Origin of the sequence: Pleurocapsa sp. PCC 7319 (assembly GCF_000332195.1) — a bacterium.
In the GTDB taxonomy this organism is placed as follows: domain Bacteria; phylum Cyanobacteriota; class Cyanobacteriia; order Cyanobacteriales; family Xenococcaceae; genus Waterburya.
This window is the reverse complement of the sequence record NZ_KB235922.1, coordinates 1,503,027-1,528,083: the sequence shown is the minus strand read 5'-3', so window position 1 is coordinate 1,528,083 and position 25,057 is coordinate 1,503,027. Positions and strand designations below refer to the sequence as shown.

Annotated in this window: 22 protein-coding genes and 4 pseudogenes; 8 read left to right on the top strand and 18 right to left on the bottom strand. The window is 37.1% G+C overall.

Going from position 1 to position 25,057, the window contains the following annotated elements; all coding sequences use genetic code 11:
- Positions 1–23 precede the first annotated feature (23 nt).
- The 3 genes from PLEUR7319_RS0110870 to PLEUR7319_RS0110860 all read right to left on the bottom strand — a co-directional run bounded on the left by PLEUR7319_RS0110870 (position 24) and on the right by PLEUR7319_RS0110860 (position 2,178).
- Positions 24–449, bottom strand: coding sequence for a helix-turn-helix transcriptional regulator (locus tag PLEUR7319_RS0110870; protein WP_019505251.1), 426 nt, complete (start codon positions 447–449; stop codon positions 24–26).
- Between the two features lie 13 nt (positions 450–462).
- Positions 463–870 (bottom strand): hypothetical protein, encoded by a 408-nt coding sequence (locus PLEUR7319_RS0110865; protein ID WP_019505250.1) that lies wholly within the window; start codon positions 868–870, stop codon positions 463–465.
- A 222-nt stretch (positions 871–1,092) separates the two neighbouring features.
- Positions 1,093–2,178 (bottom strand): cysteine desulfurase family protein, encoded by a 1,086-nt coding sequence (locus tag PLEUR7319_RS0110860; RefSeq protein WP_019505249.1) that lies wholly within the window; start codon positions 2,176–2,178, stop codon positions 1,093–1,095.
- Positions 2,179–2,185: 7 nt separating this feature from the next.
- Between PLEUR7319_RS0110860 and PLEUR7319_RS0110855 the strand changes: the two genes are divergently transcribed.
- Positions 2,186–2,506, top strand: coding sequence for a nucleoside triphosphate pyrophosphohydrolase (locus PLEUR7319_RS0110855; protein WP_019505248.1), 321 nt, complete (start codon positions 2,186–2,188; stop codon positions 2,504–2,506).
- Position 2,507: 1 nt separating this feature from the next.
- Here PLEUR7319_RS0110855 and PLEUR7319_RS0110850 read toward each other — a convergent pair whose 3' ends face one another.
- Positions 2,508–3,893: an HNH endonuclease domain-containing protein gene (locus PLEUR7319_RS0110850; RefSeq protein WP_019505247.1), complete on the bottom strand. Its 1,386-nt coding sequence runs from the start codon at positions 3,891–3,893 to the stop codon at positions 2,508–2,510.
- Positions 3,894–4,001: 108 nt separating this feature from the next.
- Here PLEUR7319_RS0110850 and PLEUR7319_RS0110845 point away from each other — a divergent pair, with 108 nt between their 5' ends.
- Positions 4,002–4,958, top strand: a complete 957-nt coding sequence (locus PLEUR7319_RS0110845) for an LAGLIDADG endonuclease (RefSeq protein WP_019505246.1) — start codon at positions 4,002–4,004, stop codon at positions 4,956–4,958.
- Positions 4,959–5,003: 45 nt separating this feature from the next.
- Here the strand turns inward: PLEUR7319_RS0110845 and PLEUR7319_RS34910 are convergent.
- The 5 genes and pseudogenes from PLEUR7319_RS34910 to PLEUR7319_RS38000 form a co-directional block, all read right to left on the bottom strand.
- Positions 5,004–6,917 (bottom strand): annotated as a pseudogene (locus PLEUR7319_RS34910) (hypothetical protein); the annotation flags it as partial.
- Positions 6,914–7,483, bottom strand: a pseudogene (locus tag PLEUR7319_RS34905) (DUF4007 family protein); the annotation flags it as partial. The pseudogenes PLEUR7319_RS34905 and PLEUR7319_RS34910, both read right to left, overlap by 4 nt.
- Positions 7,484–7,657: 174 nt before the next feature.
- Positions 7,658–8,245, bottom strand: coding sequence for a hypothetical protein (locus tag PLEUR7319_RS0110830; protein ID WP_019505243.1), 588 nt, complete (start codon positions 8,243–8,245; stop codon positions 7,658–7,660).
- Complete coding sequence (locus PLEUR7319_RS0110825) at positions 8,245–9,000, bottom strand: hypothetical protein (protein WP_019505242.1); 756 nt, start codon at positions 8,998–9,000, stop codon at positions 8,245–8,247. The genes PLEUR7319_RS0110830 and PLEUR7319_RS0110825 overlap by 1 nt, the downstream gene beginning before the upstream one ends.
- The gene (locus PLEUR7319_RS38000; RefSeq protein ID WP_019505241.1) at positions 9,000–9,377 is read right to left on the bottom strand and encodes a hypothetical protein; all 378 of its coding nucleotides are present in this window, start codon (positions 9,375–9,377) and stop codon (positions 9,000–9,002) included. The genes PLEUR7319_RS0110825 and PLEUR7319_RS38000 overlap by 1 nt, the downstream gene beginning before the upstream one ends.
- Positions 9,378–9,700: 323 nt before the next feature.
- Here PLEUR7319_RS38000 and mobF point away from each other — a divergent pair, with 323 nt between their 5' ends.
- Together mobF and PLEUR7319_RS34890 are read left to right on the top strand one after the other, a co-directional pair.
- Complete coding sequence (gene mobF / locus PLEUR7319_RS34895) at positions 9,701–12,622, top strand: MobF family relaxase (RefSeq protein WP_019505240.1); 2,922 nt, start codon at positions 9,701–9,703, stop codon at positions 12,620–12,622.
- Positions 12,622–14,181 carry a type IV secretion system DNA-binding domain-containing protein gene (locus tag PLEUR7319_RS34890; protein WP_051044417.1) on the top strand — a complete coding sequence of 520 codons (1,560 nt, stop codon included), beginning with the start codon at positions 12,622–12,624 and terminating at the stop codon, positions 14,179–14,181. Before mobF ends, PLEUR7319_RS34890 begins: the two co-directional genes overlap by 1 nt.
- Here the strand turns inward: PLEUR7319_RS34890 and PLEUR7319_RS0110805 are convergent, their stop codons facing one another.
- The gene (locus PLEUR7319_RS0110805) at positions 14,182–15,360 is read right to left on the bottom strand and encodes a hypothetical protein (RefSeq protein WP_019505239.1); all 1,179 of its coding nucleotides are present in this window, start codon (positions 15,358–15,360) and stop codon (positions 14,182–14,184) included.
- 1 nt (position 15,361) lies between these two features.
- A complete protein-coding gene (locus tag PLEUR7319_RS37995) occupies positions 15,362–16,372 on the bottom strand; it encodes a pentapeptide repeat-containing protein (protein ID WP_019505238.1) in 1,011 nt (336 codons plus the stop codon).
- A 309-nt stretch (positions 16,373–16,681) separates the two neighbouring features.
- On the opposite strand from PLEUR7319_RS37995, the gene PLEUR7319_RS0110795 reads away from it, so the two are divergent.
- The 3 genes from PLEUR7319_RS0110795 to dnaB are packed head-to-tail and all read left to right on the top strand — an operon-like array spanning position 16,682 to position 19,364.
- Positions 16,682–16,984 carry a hypothetical protein gene (locus PLEUR7319_RS0110795; protein ID WP_019505237.1) on the top strand — a complete coding sequence of 101 codons (303 nt, stop codon included), beginning with the start codon at positions 16,682–16,684 and terminating at the stop codon, positions 16,982–16,984.
- A 23-nt stretch (positions 16,985–17,007) separates the two neighbouring features.
- Positions 17,008–18,066 carry an HTH domain-containing protein gene (locus PLEUR7319_RS0110790; protein WP_237743553.1) on the top strand — a complete coding sequence of 353 codons (1,059 nt, stop codon included), beginning with the start codon at positions 17,008–17,010 and terminating at the stop codon, positions 18,064–18,066.
- Positions 18,063–19,364 (top strand): replicative DNA helicase, encoded by a 1,302-nt coding sequence (dnaB, locus tag PLEUR7319_RS0110785; protein WP_019505235.1) that lies wholly within the window; start codon positions 18,063–18,065, stop codon positions 19,362–19,364. Before PLEUR7319_RS0110790 ends, dnaB begins: the two co-directional genes overlap by 4 nt.
- Positions 19,365–19,458: 94 nt before the next feature.
- Here dnaB and PLEUR7319_RS0110780 read toward each other — a convergent pair whose 3' ends face one another.
- Complete coding sequence (locus tag PLEUR7319_RS0110780) at positions 19,459–21,081, bottom strand: IS1634 family transposase (protein ID WP_019505039.1); 1,623 nt, start codon at positions 21,079–21,081, stop codon at positions 19,459–19,461.
- Here PLEUR7319_RS0110780 and PLEUR7319_RS0110775 point away from each other — a divergent pair.
- Positions 21,070–21,267, top strand: a complete 198-nt coding sequence (locus tag PLEUR7319_RS0110775) for a hypothetical protein (RefSeq protein WP_019505234.1) — start codon at positions 21,070–21,072, stop codon at positions 21,265–21,267. The genes PLEUR7319_RS0110780 and PLEUR7319_RS0110775 overlap by 12 nt on opposite strands.
- 60 nt (positions 21,268–21,327) lie before the next feature.
- Here PLEUR7319_RS0110775 and PLEUR7319_RS0110770 read toward each other — a convergent pair whose 3' ends face one another.
- The 6 genes and pseudogenes from PLEUR7319_RS0110770 to PLEUR7319_RS0110740 form a co-directional block, all read right to left on the bottom strand.
- Complete coding sequence (locus PLEUR7319_RS0110770; RefSeq protein WP_019505233.1) at positions 21,328–21,696, bottom strand: DUF5615 family PIN-like protein; 369 nt, start codon at positions 21,694–21,696, stop codon at positions 21,328–21,330.
- 2 nt (positions 21,697–21,698) lie between these two features.
- Positions 21,699–21,986, bottom strand: a complete 288-nt coding sequence (locus PLEUR7319_RS0110765; protein ID WP_019505232.1) for a DUF433 domain-containing protein — start codon at positions 21,984–21,986, stop codon at positions 21,699–21,701.
- A 650-nt stretch (positions 21,987–22,636) separates the two neighbouring features.
- The gene (locus tag PLEUR7319_RS0110755) at positions 22,637–23,056 is read right to left on the bottom strand and encodes a type II toxin-antitoxin system HicB family antitoxin (RefSeq protein WP_019505230.1); all 420 of its coding nucleotides are present in this window, start codon (positions 23,054–23,056) and stop codon (positions 22,637–22,639) included.
- A gap of 12 nt (positions 23,057–23,068) precedes the next feature.
- Entirely contained in the window at positions 23,069–23,263 is a 195-nt protein-coding gene (locus PLEUR7319_RS0110750) for a type II toxin-antitoxin system HicA family toxin (RefSeq protein ID WP_019505229.1), read from the bottom strand.
- Between the two features lie 208 nt (positions 23,264–23,471).
- Positions 23,472–24,548 (bottom strand): annotated as a pseudogene (locus tag PLEUR7319_RS34880) (RNA-guided endonuclease InsQ/TnpB family protein); the annotation flags it as partial.
- Positions 24,549–24,552: 4 nt separating this feature from the next.
- Positions 24,553–25,056 (bottom strand): annotated as a pseudogene (locus PLEUR7319_RS0110740) (IS630 family transposase); the annotation flags it as partial.
- Between the last annotated feature and the right edge of the window lies 1 nt (position 25,057).

Here is a 25,057-nt window from a genome sequence, read left to right as displayed (position 1 = left end):
TTACTTGATTAAAATATTTAAAGTTAAGACTTCAGCAAAACACTAGTCTCTTGAATTTTAATATCTAGAGCTTCTGCTACTGCTGATATACGCTGAAATCCAGCCGAACTATATTGATTAGCTTCATCCCTTTGAACTTGTTGCTCCTTGACTCCCATTTTCTCTGCTAGTTCTTTTTGAGTCATGCCCATTGCAATTCGCGCTCTAATCAGAGCTAATGGCAATTCTTGAATTGATGCAATCTTGATCGGTGTCTGTTGTTGTTTTAAAGCGTTATATTCTTCAATTTCCTTGCTTAAATTGCCAATCATTAATTGTAAGCCATTCTTACGTGATGAAAACTGGCGAGGACGCAAAGTATCTTTAATTTGTAACAGTTCTACTAATGCTTGTTCTAAGTCTTTGAGTTTATTTTGAGTTACTTTATACTGATGTTCGTTTTGAATCACTGCTATTTTCCTCTCATTTAAGTAATTCTCTGGGGTCTAGAGCGATTATTCCCTTGGGACTACCATCTCTGTCTGTCTGTAAAAAGCCTTGAAATATAGGATCGGCGAATAATTCTCCACTAAATCTTTCTTTTTGAACAAATAGCTCTTCATCAAATATGGGATCGAGCAGATCGTAATCTACACCCATGTCATCGTAGCAACCATCAAAATCATTGGGATATTCTTTGCTGGTGACGAAACTCCCTCCTATATAAACTCGCTGACAGTTTGCTTGAGCTAGAAATTGGAGAGCCATTTGTAAACCTACAAGGATGTTTTGTCTGTGAGAATTGAACCCAAAGCGAACGCAAAATTCAGTCCAGTTTATTTCATAGACACCAGGAGGAAGATTACCCCTTTCATCAAATGGGGGTAGCATATTGATTTGTTTTCGATGGTTTGTCAAAGTACAATATATTTGTTGTGCCTAATTCAAGAATAGCACGATTGCTCTTTTTATAAATATGATCGACACAAGTTAAAGCTAATTTCCAAATGCCTTAATTGCCTAGCAAGATTTAAAATTTCTGCTTTAATGAATTAATCGTGGACAAAGCAAATTTAAATAAATTAAGCAAAAAAGCGAGAGGGAACAAAATAGTCAAATTACCATTGATTGCAAGATTAAATCGACTACATGAGAAAGAATTTCTGCTGATGTTTCTATCTCTTTGTCAGTGGTAAATTTGCCTAGTCCGATTCTTAGTGAGCCTTCGATCTCGTCATCGGATAAATTCATGGCTCGCAGAACATGAGATGGTGCTGCTACTCCAGAAGAACAGGCAGAACCAGTAGAAATTGCTAATTGGTTAGGTACTCTAGCAATAATGGCACTATTAGGAATCCCAGGAATGGAAATATGGAGGTTGCCTGCTAGTCGTGAATTAATATCTCCGTTGACAATTAAGTTAGGTATTTTGTCTTGTAGCAACTTCTGTAATTTATCTCGAAGTGTGGCGATCGCCTGTTCATCTTTTTCCATTTCTAATTGTCTTAATCGACAAGCTTCTCCTAAACCAACAATCCCAGGAACATTAAGCGTTCCCGATCGCAATCCTTTTTGATGACCACCACCAAAGATAATCGGTTCTAGATGATGTCCTTTTCTAACAATTAATCCTCCAACTCCTTTGGGTGCATAGAATTTATGACCAGAGATGGCTAGATAAGTTATTCCCCACTGTTCAAAATCGATTGGTATTTTTCCTACTGCTTGGGAAGCATCACAAAGAAAAGGAATCTGATATTTTTGAGCTATCTCACCAATTTCTCGAACTGGGTAAATATTGCCGATTTCGTTGTTAGCTGCCATCACACATAGCAATGAAAGCCCTTGTTTACAAACTTGTTCGAGATGTTCAAGGTCTAATCTCCCAAAGGAGTCAACTTGAAAAAAAATAAGATTGGCTAGTCTTTTTTTGGAGATCGCCTGACAGGTATCTAATACTGCTTTGTGTTCCAGTGGGGAGAAAGCAATGCAAGGTTGATTTTTGTTATCAATATGCTTAAATATAGTTCCTTGAATAGCTAAGTTAATGCTTTCTGTTGCCCCAGAGGTAAAAATCACTTCTTTTGATGATGCGCCGACTAATTCAGCAACTTGACAGCGAGCTTTGGATAAGGCTTTTGCTGCTTCGTCGCCGTAGATATGGTCTGTACTGCTAGCATTACCAAATGTAGTTGTCATATTAATTATGCGCCAAAAACATAGTAAACTCATTCGCGATCGCATCCCTGAAATTATCCGTCAAGCTGGACGAGAATATGAAGTAAAAACAATGTCACAGTCGGAGTATTATCAAGCTTTACTAGATAAGCTGATAGAAGAAGCTAAAGAAGCAGCAGAGGCTAAACCAGATAATTTAGTAGAAGAATTAGCCGATATTTATGAAGTTATAGATGGAATACTGACTAACTTAAAAATAGATAAAGATTTAGTTTTAGCTAGACAAGAACAAAAGCGAAAAGAAAAAGGCGGATTCGCTAAAAAAATACGATTGTTGTGGACTAAATAAATTAGTTTTGGTTGCTCTGATAAATCCAATTTTGTTTAAAGCCTTGAATTGCTGCTAAAGAAACTAAAGGCTGTAGTGTAGCTTGATAAGCATTATTAAGAATATCAATATTTAATAAATCATCAGCTTTATTTACTTTCAATTCTGCGATGTAATCTTCTGCATAGTTATGCCATTTTCTTTCCGAGTTATTTTGAGCGTAAATTGTTAAACCTTGATGCTGTAATTTTACAAAATCAGTAAAATATTTTTCCGCAGGAATATTATTAGATTTAGAAGAGTTAACAGATGGAGTTGTAGGGATTAAATTCCATAATTGGTCATGAGCTACAAACGACCAAGGTAAATAATGATCTAATGAAATACTATTTTTGTCTAATTCAATTTGAGAATATATACATTTAATTTTTTGATGATTTAAAATTAGCTTCCAATATTTTGTCTGTTTACTTAAAGAATCTCTCTGTTGTGGAATAAATAATTTACTAACTATATTAGGAATATTAATATTTTTTGATTGCATATAATTCAACCATTCCCAAGATACCCAACCCCGAACAATAGAATAATTTTCAGCAATATATTCTATCCAGTCCTGATGCAAAATAATCGCCGTACAGTCTTTGTATGATGTTGAATCAAAACAATAAAGCGGTTTAGTTACTTCAAATTGATTATTAGCAAGCTCGCATACACTGGGATTAACGTCATAATCTTTTAATCCCCTAGTTTTATGGGTAAAAAATGGACGAATTAGACGAAATGGAACGTATCGCCCAATATCTTTGACAATATCATCAAGGTTCTGACCTTGAATTGTTTTTCTTAAAAGTTTTTTATCTGCATCTCTAAATTGTAATATTGGTTCGCTAATTACTAAATCAAGAGAATCTAATTTATTAGCAATCTGGTCTTGTGTTCCAAAAGACAATTTGAAATAATTATGGGGATACCAAGCATTAGCTATAATCTCGATAATAATTTCTTGAAAAGTAACGGGTGATAAAGTATCGAAGTTTCTTCTTTTAAGAATATCCAAAAGTGAAAGGAAGAAAAGATATTTATAAGAATTAGTAGTCTTATCAAAGATTTGTGATAAAACCGAGACATTAACTCGATCTGATGGTGGTAAATCTTGGCTGATAGTTGCATTAACTGTTTGTGTTAAATCGCCTAAATAAACTTGTATAAAGTCTTTTGCAGCAGATATATTGATGATTTGTAAGGCTTGGACAATTTGAGCCACTGTTTCAGCCGTTGGGTCTGTTTGTTCATGATACCAACGAAAAACAATCGAACGCTCAACACCTAAACCTGTTGCTAGTGCGCTTTGGTTGATGTCGTACGCCTCTAATACCTGTCTTAATGCTTGACCTGCTTTTCCCATAGTTTCAATTATGGCAGAGCAGATTGTAATTGTTGTTAACTTTTAAAACAACAAAATATTTGAGTAAAGTTAGCATTTATGATAACAAAATAATTCAAGTTAGAATCTATGGTGCAACCTTTTAATTGTCTGGTTTGTAGTAAAAAAGTTGAGCCTAATTTAGTTCATCCTGCTTGTCGTCGTACCTGTGGAAGTCCAGAATGTCAGGCTATTTATAAAAAACAGCTTGCTGTCAAAGCTGATTATTGTCGCCAACGCAATCGAATCGAACAACTCAAAGAACAAGATATCGATTTGGTAACTTGTGCGGTGTGTAACCAACAATTTGAAATGATTGGCTATAGCCACTTAAGAACACATGGGTTGACAACTAAAGAATATAAAATACTGTATCCTAATTTTCCCGTGCTTAATTCTCGGATACAGCAACAACGAGGAAAAGAAGCAGCAGGAAGGTCACACTATTTAAACTATAAAGGGAAAAAACCTGACAAAGAATTATATGAATTTTTAACAGGTTCTTTGTTGGGTGATGGTTGTCTAGAAAGACGTTCGAGTAAACGGAACGCTCGATATGCAGAAGGTGGAAGTAATCAAAAATATTTAGAATGGAAATATAAATTTATCAGTCAATATTTTTCTTGTTCTTTTAATGAACGTATATCTTCACCCCATACAAAAACAGGAAAAAGATATCAAGGTTGGTGGTTAAGAACTAAAGTGCATCCAGTTCTAACCGAGTTACATTCACAATGGTATTCAGAAGCAAAAGTTATTCCTGAAAAGCTTATTAAAAAATATTTAACAAAATTTGCCCTGGCTGTTTGGTTTTGTGATGATGGTTGTTCAAGTGGTTCAGCTAATTTTTATACAATGGCTTTTTCTGATAACGAAGTAGAATTTTTAGCTGCGTTGCTTGAATCTCGTTTTGATCTTTGTGGAAGTATTTTAAAAAATCAAAAGAATCAGCCTTTTATTCGACTTAGTGCTGATTCAAAACGGAAATTGAGTAAGATTGTTTCTAAATTTTCAATTCCTGGTATGGAATATAAACTTGATTTTTAAAATATTTGAACTATACAGCTTTGATTAATGTTTGTTTCCAGGTTTCTCATCGATCGCAGCTTTAGCGAAACGTTTTAAAGTAGGTTCAATACATTTTTCTACCAAATAATTAGCTCTGACTCGTAAATCTTCCCGTAGCTTTTGTTTGCCTCTGCGAACCCCAAAAGCATCCTGAAGTAAACTTTGACAATCGCTTAACAAACTGTCATAAGCAGTATTAAGTTCGCGGAGAACTTGAATCAGTTTTAACCGTAAGTTTTTCGCAATCGTGCCATCATCAGCTTTATCTGTACCGATAGAAGGCAAACCACAAGCTTGGGGCAAACCTGTAAATAAAAGTTCATCTGGTTCTACTGTTTGTTGTAGAGCTTGTATAATAGCTACTGCTTCCTTACTCAATCGCTTAGTTTGCTTTGTATATTTAGGAAGTTTACCAACAAACTGATATAACGGTGTAACTACTGTTAAAAGAGTAGCATTACGCAGATTACCAGATTTTTGAGCTTTAGGGCTACGTAAAATAGCTTCAAGTTCTTTAAATACCTGCGATCGCAGTCCGACAACTTCAAAATACTTAATTGCAAAACGAGATGGAGCTTTCAGTAGTAACTCAAAATGCTCTGCGCCTAAAATAGGAATAAAAGTACCATCTTGATAAACTCCTAAATCATCAATGTGATAGAGCAATACAGCAGCTAATAAGATAGGAATTGAACCCTGCTTTATTCCATAGGGAGGAGTAGCTAAAACTTCATAAAGCCGATCTAAAGTTCTAGGTTGATCTGTAGCAGCCAAACAAAATTCATCAATAGCTTGCCATACTCTCCATACTCCTGATTCTTTGTCAGGTGGATAAAAATCCCAGTACCCATCCTTTTCTTTATGAATGCCTGTTTCACCGAGTATTGAATGATATATTGTGACTTCGGGACCATATCCTTCTAAACCTAATTTTGCTAGGTCAGAGCGTTCAATCATTGCTTCAATCAATTCTCGCCTCGCTTTAGCCCCTTGAGAAGTAAGAACTCGACGGTTTATTAGTTCATTCCAAATCCTGGGACTCTTTTGATAAACGCGATCACAAACTCGCGAAAGTTCAGCGTTAAAGTCAGTAATGCTGCTAATAGTTACTTGTTGCCCTTGAATCCAGCAAATATTGCTGTCATTGGTTAGCTCAAAAGCGTATTGTAGACTTTCATAAAGTAATTTTTCTGCTTCTGCTAATCGATAGCGAACTTCTCTTCTAGCTACACCATCGGTTTGTAATTCTGAAGCGTTAATTTGAATTTTCTTCAGTGCAGCATATTCTCTAGCTCGGATACGTAACAAATCTAATTGAGCAGCACACAATATAATTAACGGTTTGCCATCGACAGTAGATTGAGTAACAGAAGTGGGTAAATCTTCATTTACCCAATAACCAATCATTCCATCACTGTCATGATGAGAACAAGATAAATCTTTTAAATTACTAGAACCATCTAGATAGCTACGCTCGAAATAACGTAAAGTTCCTGTTTGATAACTATGACGCTGCGCTACTAAAGGTTTTAGAGGTCGAATTGAGGACAACAAGCTGTATAAAGGAGATCGCTCTTCTTCAAGATATCGTGACAATTCGCTATCTACATTAAAATCAGAGCCTTGCCAAATACGCAGTTCATCTAATTGGCGACGATGGGTAATTAAACCTCTTTGCAACAACTTATCAACAACGTGACCCCAGTATTTAAGACTCTCACTATCATTAGGGCGATCGCACATTGCTAGAGTGACTAAATTACGAGTCGCCCTAGTTGTGCCTGTAATAGTAACCAAGTTTAAAATTCCAATAGTTTTTAATACTCTAAGACTATCTGAATCGAGATAGTTAGCATCAGCAATTAAATCTTGAATTTCTAACCATCTTTGTAGATTAGGTCGTGATGCCAATCCCATTCCTGCTGCTTCAATAAAAAAGGGCAATCAATGGAATCTTCTTGAAAATTTTTTTTACCCTCTTCCATGCCATACATTCGCAAAATACAGGAAATATCTTTCTTGAGAGAAGATTCTACTACCTTTTTGCCTAGAGTATTTTGCCACTCACTTAATTCAGTTAGTAATTCATCTGAAGTAAATTCAACTTTTCTAAAAATATAAAAAGTAAAATACCAAGCAGCAGCTTCACAGGTGGGCTTGAGTAGATTCCAATGTAATAACCACAGAGAAGCTGGATCTTCAAGAAATGTGTCCCACCCTTGATCAGAAAAAAGCTGCCTCCCGAATTTGCTTGGACAATCTTCTTGCAAGACCTTAAAAGTTCTACACCAATAGCGAATAGAACGCACCATATTCTTTCCCACCCCCAGGCGAACTGGCGCATCAGGTTGTACAAAAACACCCGAATCCTTCTCTGCTAAATCGAATCCTTTTTTAAGCCAGCCAAACCTTGGGTGAAAAGTTTCATGGCGAGCAAAAATAGGCTCTACTGGCAAAATATCTGAAATATCGTTATTTATGTTGGAAATACTTAATTGAGTCATTAATTATGTTAATTGCTTAAATACCAAGTTACTTTCAAGTTTTGAATTATGTTTAAGTTCTAACCTGGTTTTAAAAATACGGCATTGCTGATTTTAGATAATATTTTTTAGCATATATAGTGAACCAATCACCTCGCCTCTTTGTTATTTTAATTCGTACTTTGAGTCAGATTTTTACAATTTGTTATTTAAGAGTAAAATGGCTATCCATCCCAGCAAAGCCATAACAGGAATTGCCCAAGCCAAAACTATTGAGTTAAAAGCAAATTTTCTAGCAGCTTCAGTTTGAACCAACATCTGTCTCTGCTTCTTCAATAAAATCGAAATAGAGTTAACCAAACCAGTTGAGACGGCTTTTAGATTCTCATGCTCTCTTGTCAATCCTTCCAGCACTTGAATAATTGTTTGGTCTAGCTTCTGCTGATTTTCCAGAATGCTTTGTAACTGTCTTTCCAATTGCTCGTGTATCCAATTAGAAGTATCAACCACTTGATTTTTATAAGCTTCCGCAGATTTCTCAAGCTCCTTCTCGGCTATTAAAATCTTCTCCCCAGAGCTACCCAACACCTCAACAGCAGCTATGTTCTGAGCCACACAGAAATAAAAATCAAACAACTCATCATCAACAAAATACTGATTGTCACTCAACCACTGATATACTCGCTGACGAATCTTTACTTCTTCATTTCCTAATCTCTCATCTATCAATTTCTGAAGTTCTTGCTGTTGTTGAAGTAAAGTTGGCTTCTTTAAATAAGTCACTAATCCAACCTCAAACTTTCAATATTGAAACCAGCATCATCAAATACCTTGTAGACTCGTCGCATATATCCACGTAAACCAGCCAACTGAGCCGTACTAAACTCTGAATGTCTCCTGGCTTCAGTAAAACTGAGGGCATTTTTATACACCGTCGTCGCTGTATCTAGCCTCAGCTTTGGTAGGTCAATCACCGTCAACTTATATTCAGCGATCAACCCAGGAGTAATAAACTGATCAAAACTTTCCCAGTCCTCACATCTGCCTAAATTTCTGACCAATATATGAGTCGCATTGTCTTTGACAAACTCCAGCGTTCTCAAAAACCCTTCATAGCACTCAGTCGAATCATCAAGCACATACCAGTTCTGAATCTCGACACCAAGATCCTTTGATGCTTCTAAAATATCGCTAGCCGTTAGCCAATGATTAAATGCTTCTTCTACATTTCCTGGCAAATCAACTAACACTAATTTTTCAAGAGCCAAATCCAAAATGCGATCTGGTATCTTTAGATTCTTATCCAACTCACTAAATCGTGTTGGCAGGGCAAACTCAGGATAAGCTTTCAAAAAACTCTCTTGTCTATCTGCATCTACCGCATAAAAATCCAGCTCCGATTCTAAACAGTAAGCAGCCTTTAATTTAGATAGTAGTGTCTTACCTACACCGCCTTTCTTACAGTTAGAAATCTGAATACCTGGACGGGTGACAATTAATTTTGACGCTGATTCTTTTGTTTCGGTCTTAACTTTCATTACTTACTTGCAAATAACTTATTTACTACCGACTGCTTTCTATCTGGTGTATTAACTTGCTGCTTGATTTCCTCTGGCTGTTCGGGAGGCAATATTGAGCCAACGGTATTAGATTTTTCTTCCGCCTCTTCATTCAAAGAACGACGATACTCAGTGTGATATTGCTTCAGGGTAGCCGTACTGATCTTGACTCCTGATTCCGTAATTGATTCCGCCAAATCATCATATTCACATCCTCTAGCTAAGGCTGCCTCAATCCTCAAGTGCAACTTAGCAACTAGCGTTCTTAAATATCCTGGTTTTGATGCCTTATCTTTGGTCTTATCTATCCTTTTCGCGATCGCTTTTTCCAAAGGACTTAGTTCAGACTGATTCATTTTCTGTTTGTAGCAATAACTCTGATATTATTCTGCCAGATATTTTATCAATTAAACAATAGCTTGAATTAAAAAAGATTCACTTTCAGTGTGACAGATTTTGTTTAACAACACTAGTTTTATACTGGTTGATATCCCACACCTGATGCACCCTTAGTGAGAACAAAATAAATTCTGCTGGTTTTTCAAATAAATATAGATAAGGTATTTTTGACTATTTTTAAACATCAATAATAAGATATGTAAACCAGCTTTTAAATAGTAGTTTTAAACAATGAAAAATGTCACTATCAAAATAGATAAATCAAACAAAACAATTCAAAATGGTTTGCTCGATTGGTAGACTCTACGCCAAGGTAAACGACTATGCTCAAGACAATTACTACACTCAAAACCAAGGATTAGAGAATAGTCACTGGTATGGGCAAGGTGCAGAAATACTTGGTCTTAATGGTCAAGTTTCAATAGAAGAATATAACAATGCCTATCAGGGATTAGATACTTTAGGAAATCCTTTACGTCAAAGACAGTCGGGAAAAAAATATAATCCAGGCAGAGATATTACCCTTTCTGCTCCTAAATCGGTTTCGCTATTGGGTTTAGTCAAAGAAGACAAAGCAGTCATAGAGGCTCATCAAGAAGCTGTACAAACTACTCTCTCTTATATAGAGAAAAACTGCATCTTTACCAGAACGGGGAAAGGAGGAGCTAATCAAATTCAGACAGATAATGCCTTGTTCGCTGTCTTTCAACATGATGATAATCGCAATCAAGATCCTCAACTTCATAGCCATTGTGTGACTTTTAATCAGACACAAGGAACAGATGGCAAATGGCGTTCTATGGATAACCGTCAACTCTACCAGCAGAAGATGACTATTGGCATGGTCTATCATCATGATCTTGGTAGAAGACTTCAAACTCTAGGATATGAATTGGACTGGAATCGCGATGGCACGTTTGATGTTCGGGGTTATAGCCAGTCACAGTTAAAGGAGTTTAGCACTCGCAAACAGGAGATAGAAAATGCTGTAGGTCATGAAGCCAGTGCAGCAAATAAAGCTAGAGCCTGTACGACTACTCGTAAAGATAAATTACACAAAGCTCCTGAAGAAAGGAAAACTCTTCGGCAGACTTGGCAACAACAAGCTGAGTTAGCCCGAATTAGTCATCCCGAACCTATTATTCATCAACTAAGCCAGGGTTATTATCTTCAGAATGCTGAAAAACGGAAAGAGCTAGTGAATCAAGCTATAGAAATAGTTACGGAGAAACAAGTAGCTTTTCCCAAGCATATACTTCTCAAAGAAACACTGCGACAATCTCAAGGAAACTATAGCCTTGAAGACTTAGAAAAAGAAATCGATCACAGTCAAAATCTGCTTAAAACTCAAGATGGAAGACTAACAACATTAGCTGCGATCGACAGAGAAAAACAAATTCTTAATTTAGCAATCAGCGGTAAAGATAAATATTCTCCTCTAGCCAATACAGAAACAGCTCATCAACAAGCCAAAATACTAGGACTCAACCAAGCTCAAGCAAATGCTCTCAATCATTTTGCCAATAATTGCGATGGTGTAATGCTCTGTCAAGGGGATGCAGGAGTAGGCAAAACTTATACCGTTAAAGCTTTAAAAGCAACTATGTCTTCTGATATCAAGATGCGGGGTTTAGCTCCTAGTGCGGCGGCTGCTAAAGAACTAAATAAAGGAGCCGATATTAACTGTCAAACCCTTGATGCCTATCTCAATATTCCTCTAAAATCTCTACCCAAAAACGAATTAATTGTCGTTGATGAAGCAGGAATGATCGGCAGTAGCCAAATGCAGAATTTGCTGGAAAAGGGCAAACAAACTAATTCCCGCATACTCCTTATTGGCGATACCAAACAATTAGCTGCGGTACAGGCAGGTTCACCTTTTAAATTGCTTCAAGAACAAGCTCAGCTACCCACAATTGGAATCAATCAAAATGTTCGACAGCAGAATTTTCAACTAAGAGAAGTTGTAGCTCTATTGTCCAAAGGAGAAATCAAACAGGGATATCAAAAGCTTAACGAACAAGGTCGCATTAAACAGATACCCATTGATAGTCTGAGACTAAAAGCGGTGGTCAATGACTACTTAGAACGGGATGGTACAACCCAAGCACAGACTCTCATTCTGGCAGGTACAAATAAAGAAAAATCAGCCATTACCAACCAGATACGCCAAGGGCTAATTAAGCAGGGTCAACTGAGTCAGGAATCTCAGCAAATTAACATACTCAAAGCCAAAGATTTAGATCAATTCAGTCTGACTCAAGCCAGCAGCTACGAGGTGGGAGACGTAATTAAGTTCGGTCATACCACAGTCAAGTTTAATAAAGATCTTTATTACCGAGTTGATGCTGTAGATAGCAGCACAAAAACCTTAACCCTCAGAAATAGCTTTGGCGATCGACAGAGTTTAAAACTCAATTGCTACAAAGACCGCTCGGTATTTCAATCTCAAATCCGCGAATTGCGTTTTGGAGAACAGATGAAGTTTACCCGCAACCATTATCGGAATCAGCAGAAGCAAATTAATGGACAACAGTTTGCAGTCTTGGGTTTTGATGACAATGGGCAAATAAAAATAAAGACTAAGGGTAAAACTAAAACCGTTAACCCCGATGCCCTCTTGTATTCCGATTACCGCTATGTTGATACAGTCCACAGTAGCCAGGGTCAAACAGCTAACTATTGTATCTATGCTGCGGGTTCGGGAAAATCTTTGACCGTAGGAAGAGAAAGCTTCTATGTCGCTGCTTCTAGAGCCAAACAGGAATTCCAGATCTACACTTCCAGTACTAAGGCTTTGGGACTATCTGTCGCAAAATCAAGAGCGCAGGAAAATGCGATTCCTCTTGTTATGAAGCAGACGCTTAACCAACAAAGATTAACTCCATCGAGAGAAGAAGAATTCCAACTATTAATCACAGCCAAATATTTAGTAGAGCATCAAGGACATTTTAATTCTTCATTTCCTCAGGAAAAAATTTACCAGTCTATCGATGGCACAGTAATTAGACATAGCCAAGATTATTTAACAATTACTCAACACGGTCAGGAATTAAAGTTCAATCTACGAGACAATGCCACAGTCAAAAACAGCTTTTCCCGTAGCCAAACCAACTATCAAGTCAAAGCTAGAACAAACGAGATGCAGCAGCACCATAAACTTAGCCGTACTCAAATACATTCAAGGTCAATCAGCAGATAATGAATCGAACCAACCCCAATTCTTCTTTAGTAGGACAAATCTTTCTTATTGCCATACTCTTATTACTTCTCTGGGGTACTAAAAATACCGAAGTCGCTTTAATGCTGATGAAGCGTCCGAGATTAATCCTGCCCTACTTAGTAGAACAAGTTGGTCTTTTCAAGCTTATCTCTGGGGTGTTATTGACAACTTTCATCTTGTCATATTTGTTGCTCAGTTCCCATAATAATAACCATGTAGTTCGTGGTGCCAAGATAGTAACTAATCGCCAACTCAAAGCAATACTCAAAAAACAGCCCAAATTCAGAAAGCAACCTCAACTAGAAATAGCAGGTATGCCCATTCCTGCCGAGTATGAAAATCTTGGTTTCTTTATGTTTGGTTCTCCTGGAAGTGGCAAAACTCAAGCTATTAGTCAAATGGTAGATATTCTAAAACAGCGAAGTGATTTTCGGGGGATAGTATTTGACCGCAATGGAGAGATGCTTGAGAAATTCTACGATCCCCGAAGAGATTTAATTTTTAATCCTTTTGATGCTCGTAGTGTTCATTGGAGTCACGCTCATGAAGCAGCCAAACCTGACACCATGGCAGCAGGATTGATTCCAATGGAATCATCATCTGAGCCTTTTTTCTCTAAAGCTGGAAGAGTGGTTATGGCAGAGTTATTTCGTCAAACAACTAGTAATCAAGAGTTATGGTCATTGCTTCGGAGTGATATCCCAGCCTTAAGTTCATTTCTTTCAGGAACATTAGCTGCTAGATATTTGGGAGAAGAAAGGATGGCAACTTCTATACTTTCTACTGCCTCAAACTACTGTCAGTTTTACTCTTGCCTAACTCAGCCACAGAATAATGCTCTCAGTTTTTATGACTGGGCGGCAAGTAATAGTCGAAGGTGGATTTTTATCACCTTGAGGGAAAATGATTCAGAATTACTAAAACCGCTTTACAGTCTGATTTTTGAATTGATGCTTAATGGTTTGCTGTCCAATGAACAACGAACTAGAAAGACGGCAATTGTAATTGATGAATTAGGTGCCTTAAATCAATTGCCCAGTCTCAATCGCTTACTTAGTGAAAGTCGCAAGTATCTGGGGTGTCCCATTTTAGGCACTCAAACAGAAGCCCAGATTACTAAGATTTATGGCAAAGAGGATACTCGCATAATTTTGCAGGGAACTAAAACTAAGCTAATTCTAAATTGTGCTGACCCTCAAACAGCAGAGACGATGGCTAATATTATTGGCAAGCAAGAGTTTATTTACACCGCTAAAAACCAAAGTCGTTCTCATCAGGCAGGAAGAAATGGAAACGGAAGAACTGTCTCGCTGAATGAGCAATTAAGAGAGAGTTACGCTGTTATGCCCTCCCAATTGCAAGATTTACCCAAACTCAAAGGCTATTTGAAAATTGCTAGTGAACCTACTGCGTTGGTTAAGGTGAAAGTGAAGAAATTCCCTGCCTGTGCTAGAAGATTTATTTCATCTGTGGTTATGGCTAAGAGTCAAAGGGATGAAACTATTCAGCAACAGTGGCGCAACATAGTTGAAGATTGATCATTTAGGAAAAATACTACAAATGCTTTGTTCATCATCAAAGCAAACGCAAATTACAACCTCAGTTTTAACGTTGTATTTATTTATATATGGTATGGCTGATTTCTCAGAATTGTTAATAAATTCCTTAAGAGGAGAAAATTCACAATAGTTGTGTTTTGGGTAATAAAAAAGCGCACCACGTACAGTTTCTAATTCTGATTCAAAAAATAATTTGTCCTTTTCAAATCTTGATATTAAGTAAGCAAGATTAGGTTTTAAATAGAATTCAAGTAAACTCTGTATTCTTACTTTTTCTAGTTTTTCTTGTTCTTGATGTTCAATAAAATTCAACTTTGTTATATTAGACATTTCTAGTTCATAGTAAATTGATTTTTTTAATGAATCAAAGCTAATCTCAATCCTGTTTATAAAATCTTCTTTAGGAAGAATTATACAAAATGGAGCATAGTCTTTAATACAAACACAAATTACTAAATCTCGATCTGGAAAAGATTTATTTATGTATTTTAATGCTTTTTTTGTTAGCTTATCATTACTAGTTTCAATTTCTGAATATTCGATAAATTCAATATACTTATCTGGATGTGGATAAAAGAAAATAGCACCAGGTAATGATTGAGATACGACTTTTATTGTTTTTTCATGCTCAGACAGATATTTTAGATTATCTTGAAGATAAAGATGCAATAATTTGATGATTTTCTCTTCTCTTTTCCTTTTAAAATCATTGTTAGCTTTAGGATCGAGTCCTAACCAAAACTCAACTGGCTCTAAGGAAGACTCTATTAAATTTTCAACTGATTCAATATTAATTTCATTCTCTTCTTTCAGATCAACTGTCTTCTGGGAAAATATTAAATCTTTTTTATAAGAAAAAGTAGTATGAAGAAACTTCTCCTTGACTGGTATGCAATTATCAAATAAACCAATATGATTTATCCAATATAATATATTTTCATGATTTAATTCAAAATCTTCCATGACATATTTGATCAAATAATTGTCCCAAAGAATAGCACCATTTAATTGACTGGCAATTACTATAGTCTTTGACTGAAACTCAAATATTCTGAGCAAACAATAAAGATTAAATGATGGGTCAAAGTAATAAATACATCTTGAAATCTTATATTCGTTAGATTTTTCTATACTTATTTTTCCAGGAATGGCTCTCATACTAAGGTTCACTATCAACTACTTCTGAATTTTGTAATTTATTTAATTTCTCTTTGAAGCTAGCTTTATTCTCTTCATTAGCAACTTGTAATTCATTTGCCAATTTAGATATTTTGGGGACATCACGATTATTCATTTCCATCAATTTGAGACGTGCATTCTCTAAGCAATTGACATAAATGGAGTACGTTTTGTATGGACAAATATAAAGTTTTTTCTGAACTGCACCATTCAGATTCGTATTCCAATCAGATATTCCGTAAACAAAACAATATTTAAGAATCGCATATTCAAAATTTGCTTGATTTAAAATTGCACCTCTCATGTCAGCATGAGTAAGATCTGCGTTACTCAAATTTGCTTCTTTAAAATTCGCATTACATAAAATAGCATCTACCAGAATTGCCTCACTCAAATTCGCTCCCCATAAGTTGGCATTTGTCAAATCTATCCCAGTTAAATTTGCTCCACTAATGTTTGCTCCTAAAAGATCGGCATCGCTTAAATCTGCATTACTCAAATTTGCTCCGCTGAGGTCTATTCCTCTCAGGTTTGAGGCTCTTAGAGATTTGTTCTCTAGATATGAACCCCGTAAATCAGCATGATAAAGATCAATTTCATCCAAGTAATCTTCTTTTGGTTTTACACCAGCTAATTGAGGTATGATTCTATAATTTTTTTCTCTCCAGCGATTCCAAGACTTTACCCCTTTATTTAGAACATTAAGATGTCGCTTATTAGGAACATATGTATCATTATCTAAATTAGGAATAATAATTCCCTCTTCACTCAACTGCTTACTAACAAGTTCTAAAAATTCCTCCAGTGTAATATCTAATAATGAAGCTATTTTGGGAAAATGCTTTCTATTTGGTAAGAGGTCTCCCTTTTCCCATCTAGCTATTGTAGGTTGAGCTATAGAAGGTTCAAAAAACTTACCAAAAGCAGTTTGAGTAAGATTATTGCGGTCTCTTGCTCTTTTGATTAGTTCTGATAGTGGTTTATCTGACAATGTTGAGCTAGTTACAGTTGATATACATAAGGACTAATATCTTAGCATATTCCTAATATTACATTTTTTTTGAGTCTTTTATGGCTTTTTGTAATATTTTACGATAAAGTTAAAAGAGCCGAGGTAAATAGGGTTTACCGTCCAAAGTAAAAGTTCCCTTCAAATCTCGACTCTCTATTGACAGCTTTCGCTGCGCTACTTATATTTTACTCGACCTTAGTGAAATGTAACTCGGCTTGGTGAAGCAGCTACCTCAAGAGAGTCAGTGTTTATATATCTCGGCGTATCAATAATTAAGAGAATACCAACATGAAAACTTCCGAGGCACAAAAAATAGTATCCGAGGCTCATAAAGACTGGATAAACAAAGATGCGGCTGCCAAAATATTTGCAATTTCAACTCATACTTTAAAGCTTTACCGCAAAAGATACTGGACTTTAGGAATCCATTATCAGTACTTGAATTCACGAACTATCAGGTATCATGAGGGACTTTTGCGAGATTGGTTTGCTAATATTTGCGATCCAACAGCTCATCAGAGAGGCATTGAAGCTTACTTAGCATCTCTGCTCTCTAATCAGCAGAAGAAACGTAGTCGTAAGTCCAAATAATTCTTCATTCTCAGAAGAAAGCTGTGCCTCTTAAATCATTTCAAGAGGCACAGATTCCCTACATTAATATTCTTCACTCAGTCATGTCTACCAAAAAAATATCTGGAAAGTTTTATCCACTTCAGCATCAAGAGTTTCTGAAACTCAATCAAATTCTTACTCAGTCAGAGCTTTCGGTTTATCTATGGCTGAAAACCAACGATCCTTTTGGGGGAAAGCTAATCGAAGCCAATACCCATGAAATTGCTAAAGATTTGGGAATTAGCCGTCGCACGGTTCAGCGAGCTTTGGTTAAGTTGCAGAAAGAGAACTTAATCGAACTGGTAATTAACAAATTTAAGTATCAGATGAAATCTAAATCAGTATCTGAAAATGCTCATTGCCCTCAAATTAAAGATAAATCCGAGGTGGTGACACCAGGATCGTCAGACGACACTGAGATCGTCTCGGCGACACCAGGATCGTTTGAGCGACCTCAGGATCGCCTAGACGACACCCATGTCACTTTAGCGTCACCAGTGTCGCCACCGTCGCCTGAAACCAAGTTAGAGATAAGGTTTCAAACTCCTAAGATCTCTAAGACTTATATAGACTTTAAAAAGACTCTCTCAGAAGGCGAGAGCGAGAATTTTTTCAAGTTTGTCAAAAAGGCAATTCAAAACTTCAGTCAACCAGTAAATGATCTTGAAGCTTGGTTAGCCAGTAAGACAAAAGCTGGGCAGAATCGCTGGGAAGTTTATTATCACAAGTATCAAGAGGAAAAAAAAGCTCGTAAACTCGACTCTCATTCAAGTTCAATTCCTGATGAAGACAAAAAAAAGGCGATCGCTAAATTTCAAGAACAGTTAAAACAGCAAAGGTCAGGGCGGGTCAAGATTGAGAATAGACAAGATAAAGAGAAATTTGACCGATTCCTGAATAATCCCGAGCACAAGCTCAAAAGAATCAATCAACTTGAAAGTCAATCGAAACCAATTTCTCAACCTTTAGGAAAACGAATTGCTGATGGCTACGAACAATTGCGAAACTTGAGAATGAAAAGCCATTTTGCTAATCAAGCAGTCCAGGTAGGTGTAGCATGACAGAACCCAACTTACCTCCAGCAAATATTGAAGCAGAAGAAGCAATTTTAGGCGGAATTTTATTTGACCCCAAAGCAATTTCTTACATTGAAGCCAAACTAAATCCCAAAGCTTTTTTTGTTTCTTCCCATCAAGAAATTTATCAAACCGCTTTGAAACTCCATCATCAAGGCAATCCCACCGATTTTATGGCACTCAGTACATATCTGGATGATAGAGACAGATTAGATCGAGTTGGCGGAACAGCTAAATTAGCTCAATTATTAAATCGCATAGTTTCAGCGGTAAACATCGAGCGCTATGTCGATTTGGTCATGGATAAATACCAACGACGTAAAATTATTGAAGCAGGAAATAAAATCGTCAACCTTGGATATGATTTAAGTCTTGAACTAAAACAGCTTTTAAACGAATCCGAACAAGAAATATTCAGTGTCACACAGCAAAGGATAAAATCAGATACTGATAACAATAGCGAGATTGCAATGTCTGCTTTTAATCAGCTGGAAGAAAATAATCCGATTTATCCTACTGGAATTAAAGAACTGGATCAACTGATGATGGGATTTGAGCCAGGAAGCCTGACTATTCTGGCTGCTAGACCATCAATGGGCAAAAGCGCAATTTCTCTCTATCTGGCTCTTCAGCAGATGATTCAGCATCAGTTACCTGTAATTATCTTTTCCTTGGAGATGTATAAGAGTCAGTTAGAGTATCGACTTTGGAGTTTAATGAGTCGGATGGATTGTTATCAGCATTTAGGTTTGACCCCGATTCACGTCGAGCGCATTCGTCAACATCGCGCAGGATTGTCTTCTCTCAATGAAGAAGAAATGGACAGTATCTCTAAAATTGTTCAGGTTGCCGTAGAGTTACCTCTATACATGAATGATAATCGGGGAATAAATGTAGCTGGGATTGCTTCAGAATGTCGTCAGGTTAAAGCACGAGAAGGGAGACTTGGTTTAGTAATCGTAGACTATCTACAAATGATGGCATCAGATAACGGTGGTAATCGCAGTTATGAATTGGGTGATGTCGGCAGAGGACTGTATCAATTAGCAGGAGAATTGAATGTCCCAGTTTTAGCTCTATCTCAAGTTAACAGGGGAGTAGAGGGCAGACAGAATAAGCGTCCGATGATGTCAGATCTTTCTCAGTCTGGGATTCTGGAGATGGTGGCAGATAATATCATCTTTGCCTATCGCGATGAATATTACGATCCAGGTACTTCGCAGCCCACATTTCGCGAGTTGCATTATACTTCTAATGAATTTCATTCAAAACCATTGCCTTGAAATATTTTTGATTTCTCGCGATGACATGATTGGGACTTAGATCGCCAAAACCATCTCTTGGCAATGGATTTGAATCGGACATTTTGCAGGTCAGTCAGCAGATTAAATAATATTTTTGGCAAGGGTTTCCAAAAAACCGTAAGATCTTCAGTCGGGTGTCAGTAAGATTAGAAACTTGTATTTGATGATTCAAATGAACAAGATGAACCGCCTGAAAACACTGAAATACCCATCTTAGTGTAGGAGTAGAGGTGGGTTTCTTGAGTTGGTTGGGAATAGTCTGCTCGGAATGAGCTAAGACTTGTCTTAATTGACGTTGACCGAGAGTATAAACTAGCAAACACAAACCCATAACCATTGCCAGGGCTGCCACTCGCCGAGGAGTATTCAAAAAGACACTCGAAGTAAAAAACAGAGGATCTTTCAAGAATCGGAAACCCCTTTCCGAACTTTGCTGACCTTTATATTCAGTTAAAATCTCATCATTAGTCAGAATCTTCTCATCGAGAACATTAGTAGCGAGAACAAACCTTCCTGCTTGTCTTCTGGCAATCTCAATTACCTCATCTACAGGAACAACTTGAGCCTTGATACGATAGGTAAAATGTTCAGGAGACTGATTTTTCCTAGGTCGTCCTGCCTTTGTGTAGTGAGCATCAGTCTCAATGTCGATTAATTCTAAGGAATGATATTTCCAGTTGCGGCTAAGTTTTTCCGCCGCTTTTTTGGCATCGGCAGCACAGGCAAAATCTTGTCTCATCAGTGACTTAAGTTCACTTGTCGCTATTTTAAGTTGTTTTGTTAGTCGCTTTTCGAGTTGCTTGAGATCGCTATTAAGACGCTTTTCACTTTCAATAATTAGCCAACGTTGATGAACTCCTCCATAATCGCAACAACATGATGCAATACGATAACCTGGAATTTTGCTCTCAACCAACACCTCGCCTTCGATTGATTCAGCTAAGATTTTGGCGGTTTTTATACTTCGAGGGACAAGGGTAATCCAGTTTAACTCTCCCAGTTGTTGAATATTTGCTGAACTGTAAAGCGCACTGTCAGCAACGTAGATACTATCCAGATTCCATTCCTGTTTAAATTGCTCGATCAATTGAGCAAAAACAGCACGGTCGGATTCGTTTCCATTTCCTATCCTCACAAACAGGGGGACATCTCCATCTCCTGTACAGATAACATCCATCATGAATTGTTTTAAATCTGGTCGATGATCTTTGGAGTAGCCGTAAGTTATCTTGACGGATTCGATTGATTCGGTTGATTCGGTTGATTCATCTGCGGTTTCTATTTCATAGCTTCCCTCCAAACTAAAGCTACTCGAATCTAGATGTAGACTCTTGGTCAAAAGGTTAAATCTTTGATGGGCTAACATCGCAATGCTAGTGAATAAGGTCGTTAATCCTTGATTCGACAAGCTATCCAAAGCTCTTCCAATTCGGTCATCATTCAGATGTTCTGGTTTAATCCCCTCTCCTAAAAGATGTTCCGTTGCTTTGCCAACGAAAAACTCACTAAATAAGTACAGCGGTGCACTGACAAACCCTAATCCATTGAGAATCATAGCTTTCACCACTTGTCCTGTGCTGATGATTTGTTGGGGATGTTGCTCTATTTGCTTATCTATTTCTTCAACTAATCCTATTTGGTCAACGATTCCTGCTACTATACCTAGGTGGTCTAAGTTTTTAACTTGGATATCCATTCAGAGGTTATTTTAACTCTTCATTTTAATACCCTATCTTTATTCCTCAACCTGCGAAATCCCCGTTCGCAGCCAGGAATTCTAGAGTTAATTTTGGCAAAAGCAAGACACGGAAATACAGGAAAAGCAGAAGTTTTATTTGATAAGTCTTCTGGTATGATTCGTTCTCTTAAAGAATTTGCTTGAAGATTAGAGCGGTCGCTTTTTTGATGATTTTATTCGGATTGCGATCGCTTTTTTAGATGACTAATTTTTCAAATAAGAATTTAAAAATATCAGTTGATTTGTCATATCTTCAGCGGATATAGCAGTTACTAACTTGAGCAATCCTGTTACCTGTTGACCAATTGAATATCGCTGTTGTGGTGCCAGAATAATTCCCGTATGAGTTTTGCCTTGAATCATATAATCGTGATGTAATCTACAAAAATCGCCGATATTGAAACTGTAAATCACTCGTTTCTGTTCTGTTGACCAGATTAATTGTTCTTCATCGGAATAGCCCAACATCCCTATATCAGCTACAGTCATAACATCGAGATCGGCATTTCGCAGAGCTTTAACTAATGCATTTTTAATCGTATCTTCATCTAGATAAAGGCAAATTCGGCTCACAACTATTTACCTGTTGTATATTCTGCTATCAATCGGTCGCATTCTCGATCATATTCAGCAAATTCAGTATCTAGTAATTCTTTATTAGCATAATAATATGCGATCGCAGTATAGATGCCAGCAAGAGTTAAATGAGGTTTATCTTCTAAGATTTCTTCTGGAGTAACACCTGCTTTAATTTCATTGACAACATATTGAACTGTAATCCGAGAGCCATCAATTCTAGGTCTTCCTCCACAAATATCTGGACTAGATGCAATCAAACTATCAATGCTAACTGTAGCTGTCATTTCATTGTATTGATCAATTTTACGTATCAATTATAGCTACAAATGGATAAACTACTTCCGCTAACGCTTCGGGTTGCTGCCTTCCGAATGACAAGCTGCGCTCCTCATTCTCCAGCCAGCTAGAAAATATTTCTCCAGCCAGCTAGAAAATATTTCTCTAGCTATTTTGATTTCGTATCAAAACAATGGTTAACAAAACATAAAGCTACCGAAAAAGCTTTTAATACTTTTAATATCTCGATTTTACCTACCTCAACTATTTTGTAGAGACTATCAGTATAGCCTTGAAAAATAGGTTTTTCTGGGGTAAGTTTGGGGTAAGATTTTATATCAAACGGCATAACCCTTGATAAATCGATATCGACTTTGGGACTCATAAGCCCTAGGTCGTCGGTTCAAGTCCGACCCGAGCCATAGAATTTCAAGAGCTACGACGCTTATTTACCGTCTATTATGGATTGGTAAAAAGTTATGCGAAGTTGGCACGTCGGGTTATGAGAAATTGAGCGGTAAACGGGCGGAGATGCGGGGAAAATAATGAAGAAATTGACGTAATTATTCTGCTCAAAACTAAAAGAAATGGATAATCGCCATCCCCCTAAATAAAAAAGAGCGATCGCTAATTGCTTAAATAAGAATAAAAATTTATTTTAGGCAGCAGTTTTTCCTGATGAATGGGAGTTTATATATTCCAGGGCAGCATCGGCTAAAAATGCAGAACGAGATTGATTAGTATTTTCAGTAAAGCGATCTACCTTACTTAAAATTCTTTCAGGAAGAGTAATATTAACTCGCTGTGTTTTTCCGCCTAGTTTAGACAAATCTACTTCCACTAACGCCCAAGTTCCACCTTGATATTCTGGTTGATAAATATGTTGTTCCATGTTTTGAGGTATGGGTAAATCTTCGTTATCAATTAAGATTCCTTCTACATGGCATTCAATTGCTTCCACTGCATTTTTAACAGCTTCTTCCATAGTATCTCCAGCAGAAAAACAACCAGGGAGATCTGGAACTGTTACTCCATATGCTGTATCTAGATCTTTATGAATAACAATTGGATAAAACATTTTCTATTTCCTCTATCTTGAATTCCAGTCCCATCCAGCCTGTTTAAAAATATTTTTCAAAGTACCAATTGGCAAATCTTTTTTAGGATGGGGAACTGTTACTTTATTTGGTTTATCAGGATGTTTATATTGAGCATGACTGCCACGAGTATTAACCAGCTGCCAGCCATCTTGCTTTAGTCTAGAAATTACTTCACGGCTATTCATATCATGATTATACACACAATACACATTAAATAACTAGTCATTATTTAATTGTTTCAGTAACCGGCGATACAAAATTGTTATATCTCTACAAATGTCTTACAAAACGGTAAAAACCTACGTCAAGTTGACTAGGGCTAAGATTAGAAACTACTAGGGTCGCAAAACTAAAGATATCCTTGCAGATAATCGATTATTGCTTAAGGTAAGCTCACCCCGCACTGAAGTGACGGGGCTTTCGCACTCCGCCGTCAGTGGAATGTTTCAGTAGCCCTGAATCCCATGTACAAGACAAAGAATCCGAACCTCGAAGGAGGCTTACAACCCCTCCAATAATTGCTAGAACTCGACTAGCATTTTGATCGGCATCTCCCGACCATTTACACGCACTATTAGCGCATTTGAATTTCTTTCCACTTCTTAAACCAAGGTGTAGGCATTTATGACAACTTTTACTACTGTAGGCTGGTGGAACAATATAAGTTTCAACTCCTTGAGTAATTCCTTTGTACTCGATAAATTGTCGAAGTTGAAAAAATGCCCACGAGTTAGAGCGTCGTCTTTCAGTCTTAGTTCTTGGTTGTTGATTAGTATCTTCTCTAATGCCAGTAAGATCTTCAAGTGCAATGATGCTGTTAGCTTGAAGTGCATCAGCTACTACTGTCTTGCTGATGACATGGTTGATATGACGCTGAAACCTTCGCTCTTTCCCCGACAGCAGTTTCAACAGTTGCCGACATCTACGTCTGCTACTGCGCGTGCCTTTCGAGGCTTTCTTTTGGCTCGAAGCTCTGAGTCGAGAGTATTTATCTCTCACGTCTTTTATATCTTTGCCAGACCATTTTTTGTCTTGAGAAGTATAAGCCAAATCTGTCCTTCCCAAGTCAATGCCAATTACATTATTAGCTTTGATTGGTTTAGGAGCATCGTCTTTAAGTTGAATATGAATATAGTACTTACCATCGTTATACTTGCAAAGCTGTGCAGAAGTTGGCTTTCTACCTTTGAGTTTTCCAATTTGATAGTTACTAGTAACAATTGGAATATGCTCTCTACCACCAACAAGAGTCAAACTAACAGTCCAGTCTTTTTCTCGAAAAGCAAAAATTCGAGCATCGTAATCAGCCGATGTTGGTTTGAATTCTTTGACAGGCTTTTTCTTTTGTTTAGCAGTCTTTCTGTTAGCACCGACCCTCGCGCAAGCCCTAACTGCCAAGTTAGCCGACAAATCAAATTCTTTTCTTATGGTTTGATAAACCAAAGATTGAATAGTAGTTTTGCTAGTTATATAGCTAACTGATTTTAGAATGATTCATTTTATTTAGCTGTGCAGCCAAATTATCAGAGAAGTGCTCAAAGTCTTTTTTTGCGGATTTGACATAATGTTTGAGATTAGCCCATGCATGTTCGATGGGGTTTAGATCTGGAGAATAGGGGGGAAGATTTATCAGTTGGGCACCAGTACTTTCAATGAGATTTTTGATGTCATTTCCCCGATGCCAAGGAGCATTATCCATGATAACAACCATCCCATGAGTGAGATGTCCCTGAAGGTGAGATTTAATCCAATCCATAAAAACCTTCTTGTTGACAGTATGGTCATAAGTGTTTGTGGCAAAAAGTTTATTATCTGTTGACCAAGCCCCAATGATATTGGTTCTACCCTGTCTTTTGCCATCAGTTAGACCGTGTACTTTTTCTCCCTTGAGAGCATAGCCATGAGTTCTTTGCAAACGATGACATAGCCCACTCTCATCTAGATAAACTCTCTGTTGTTCGGGATACTGTTCTATCTCT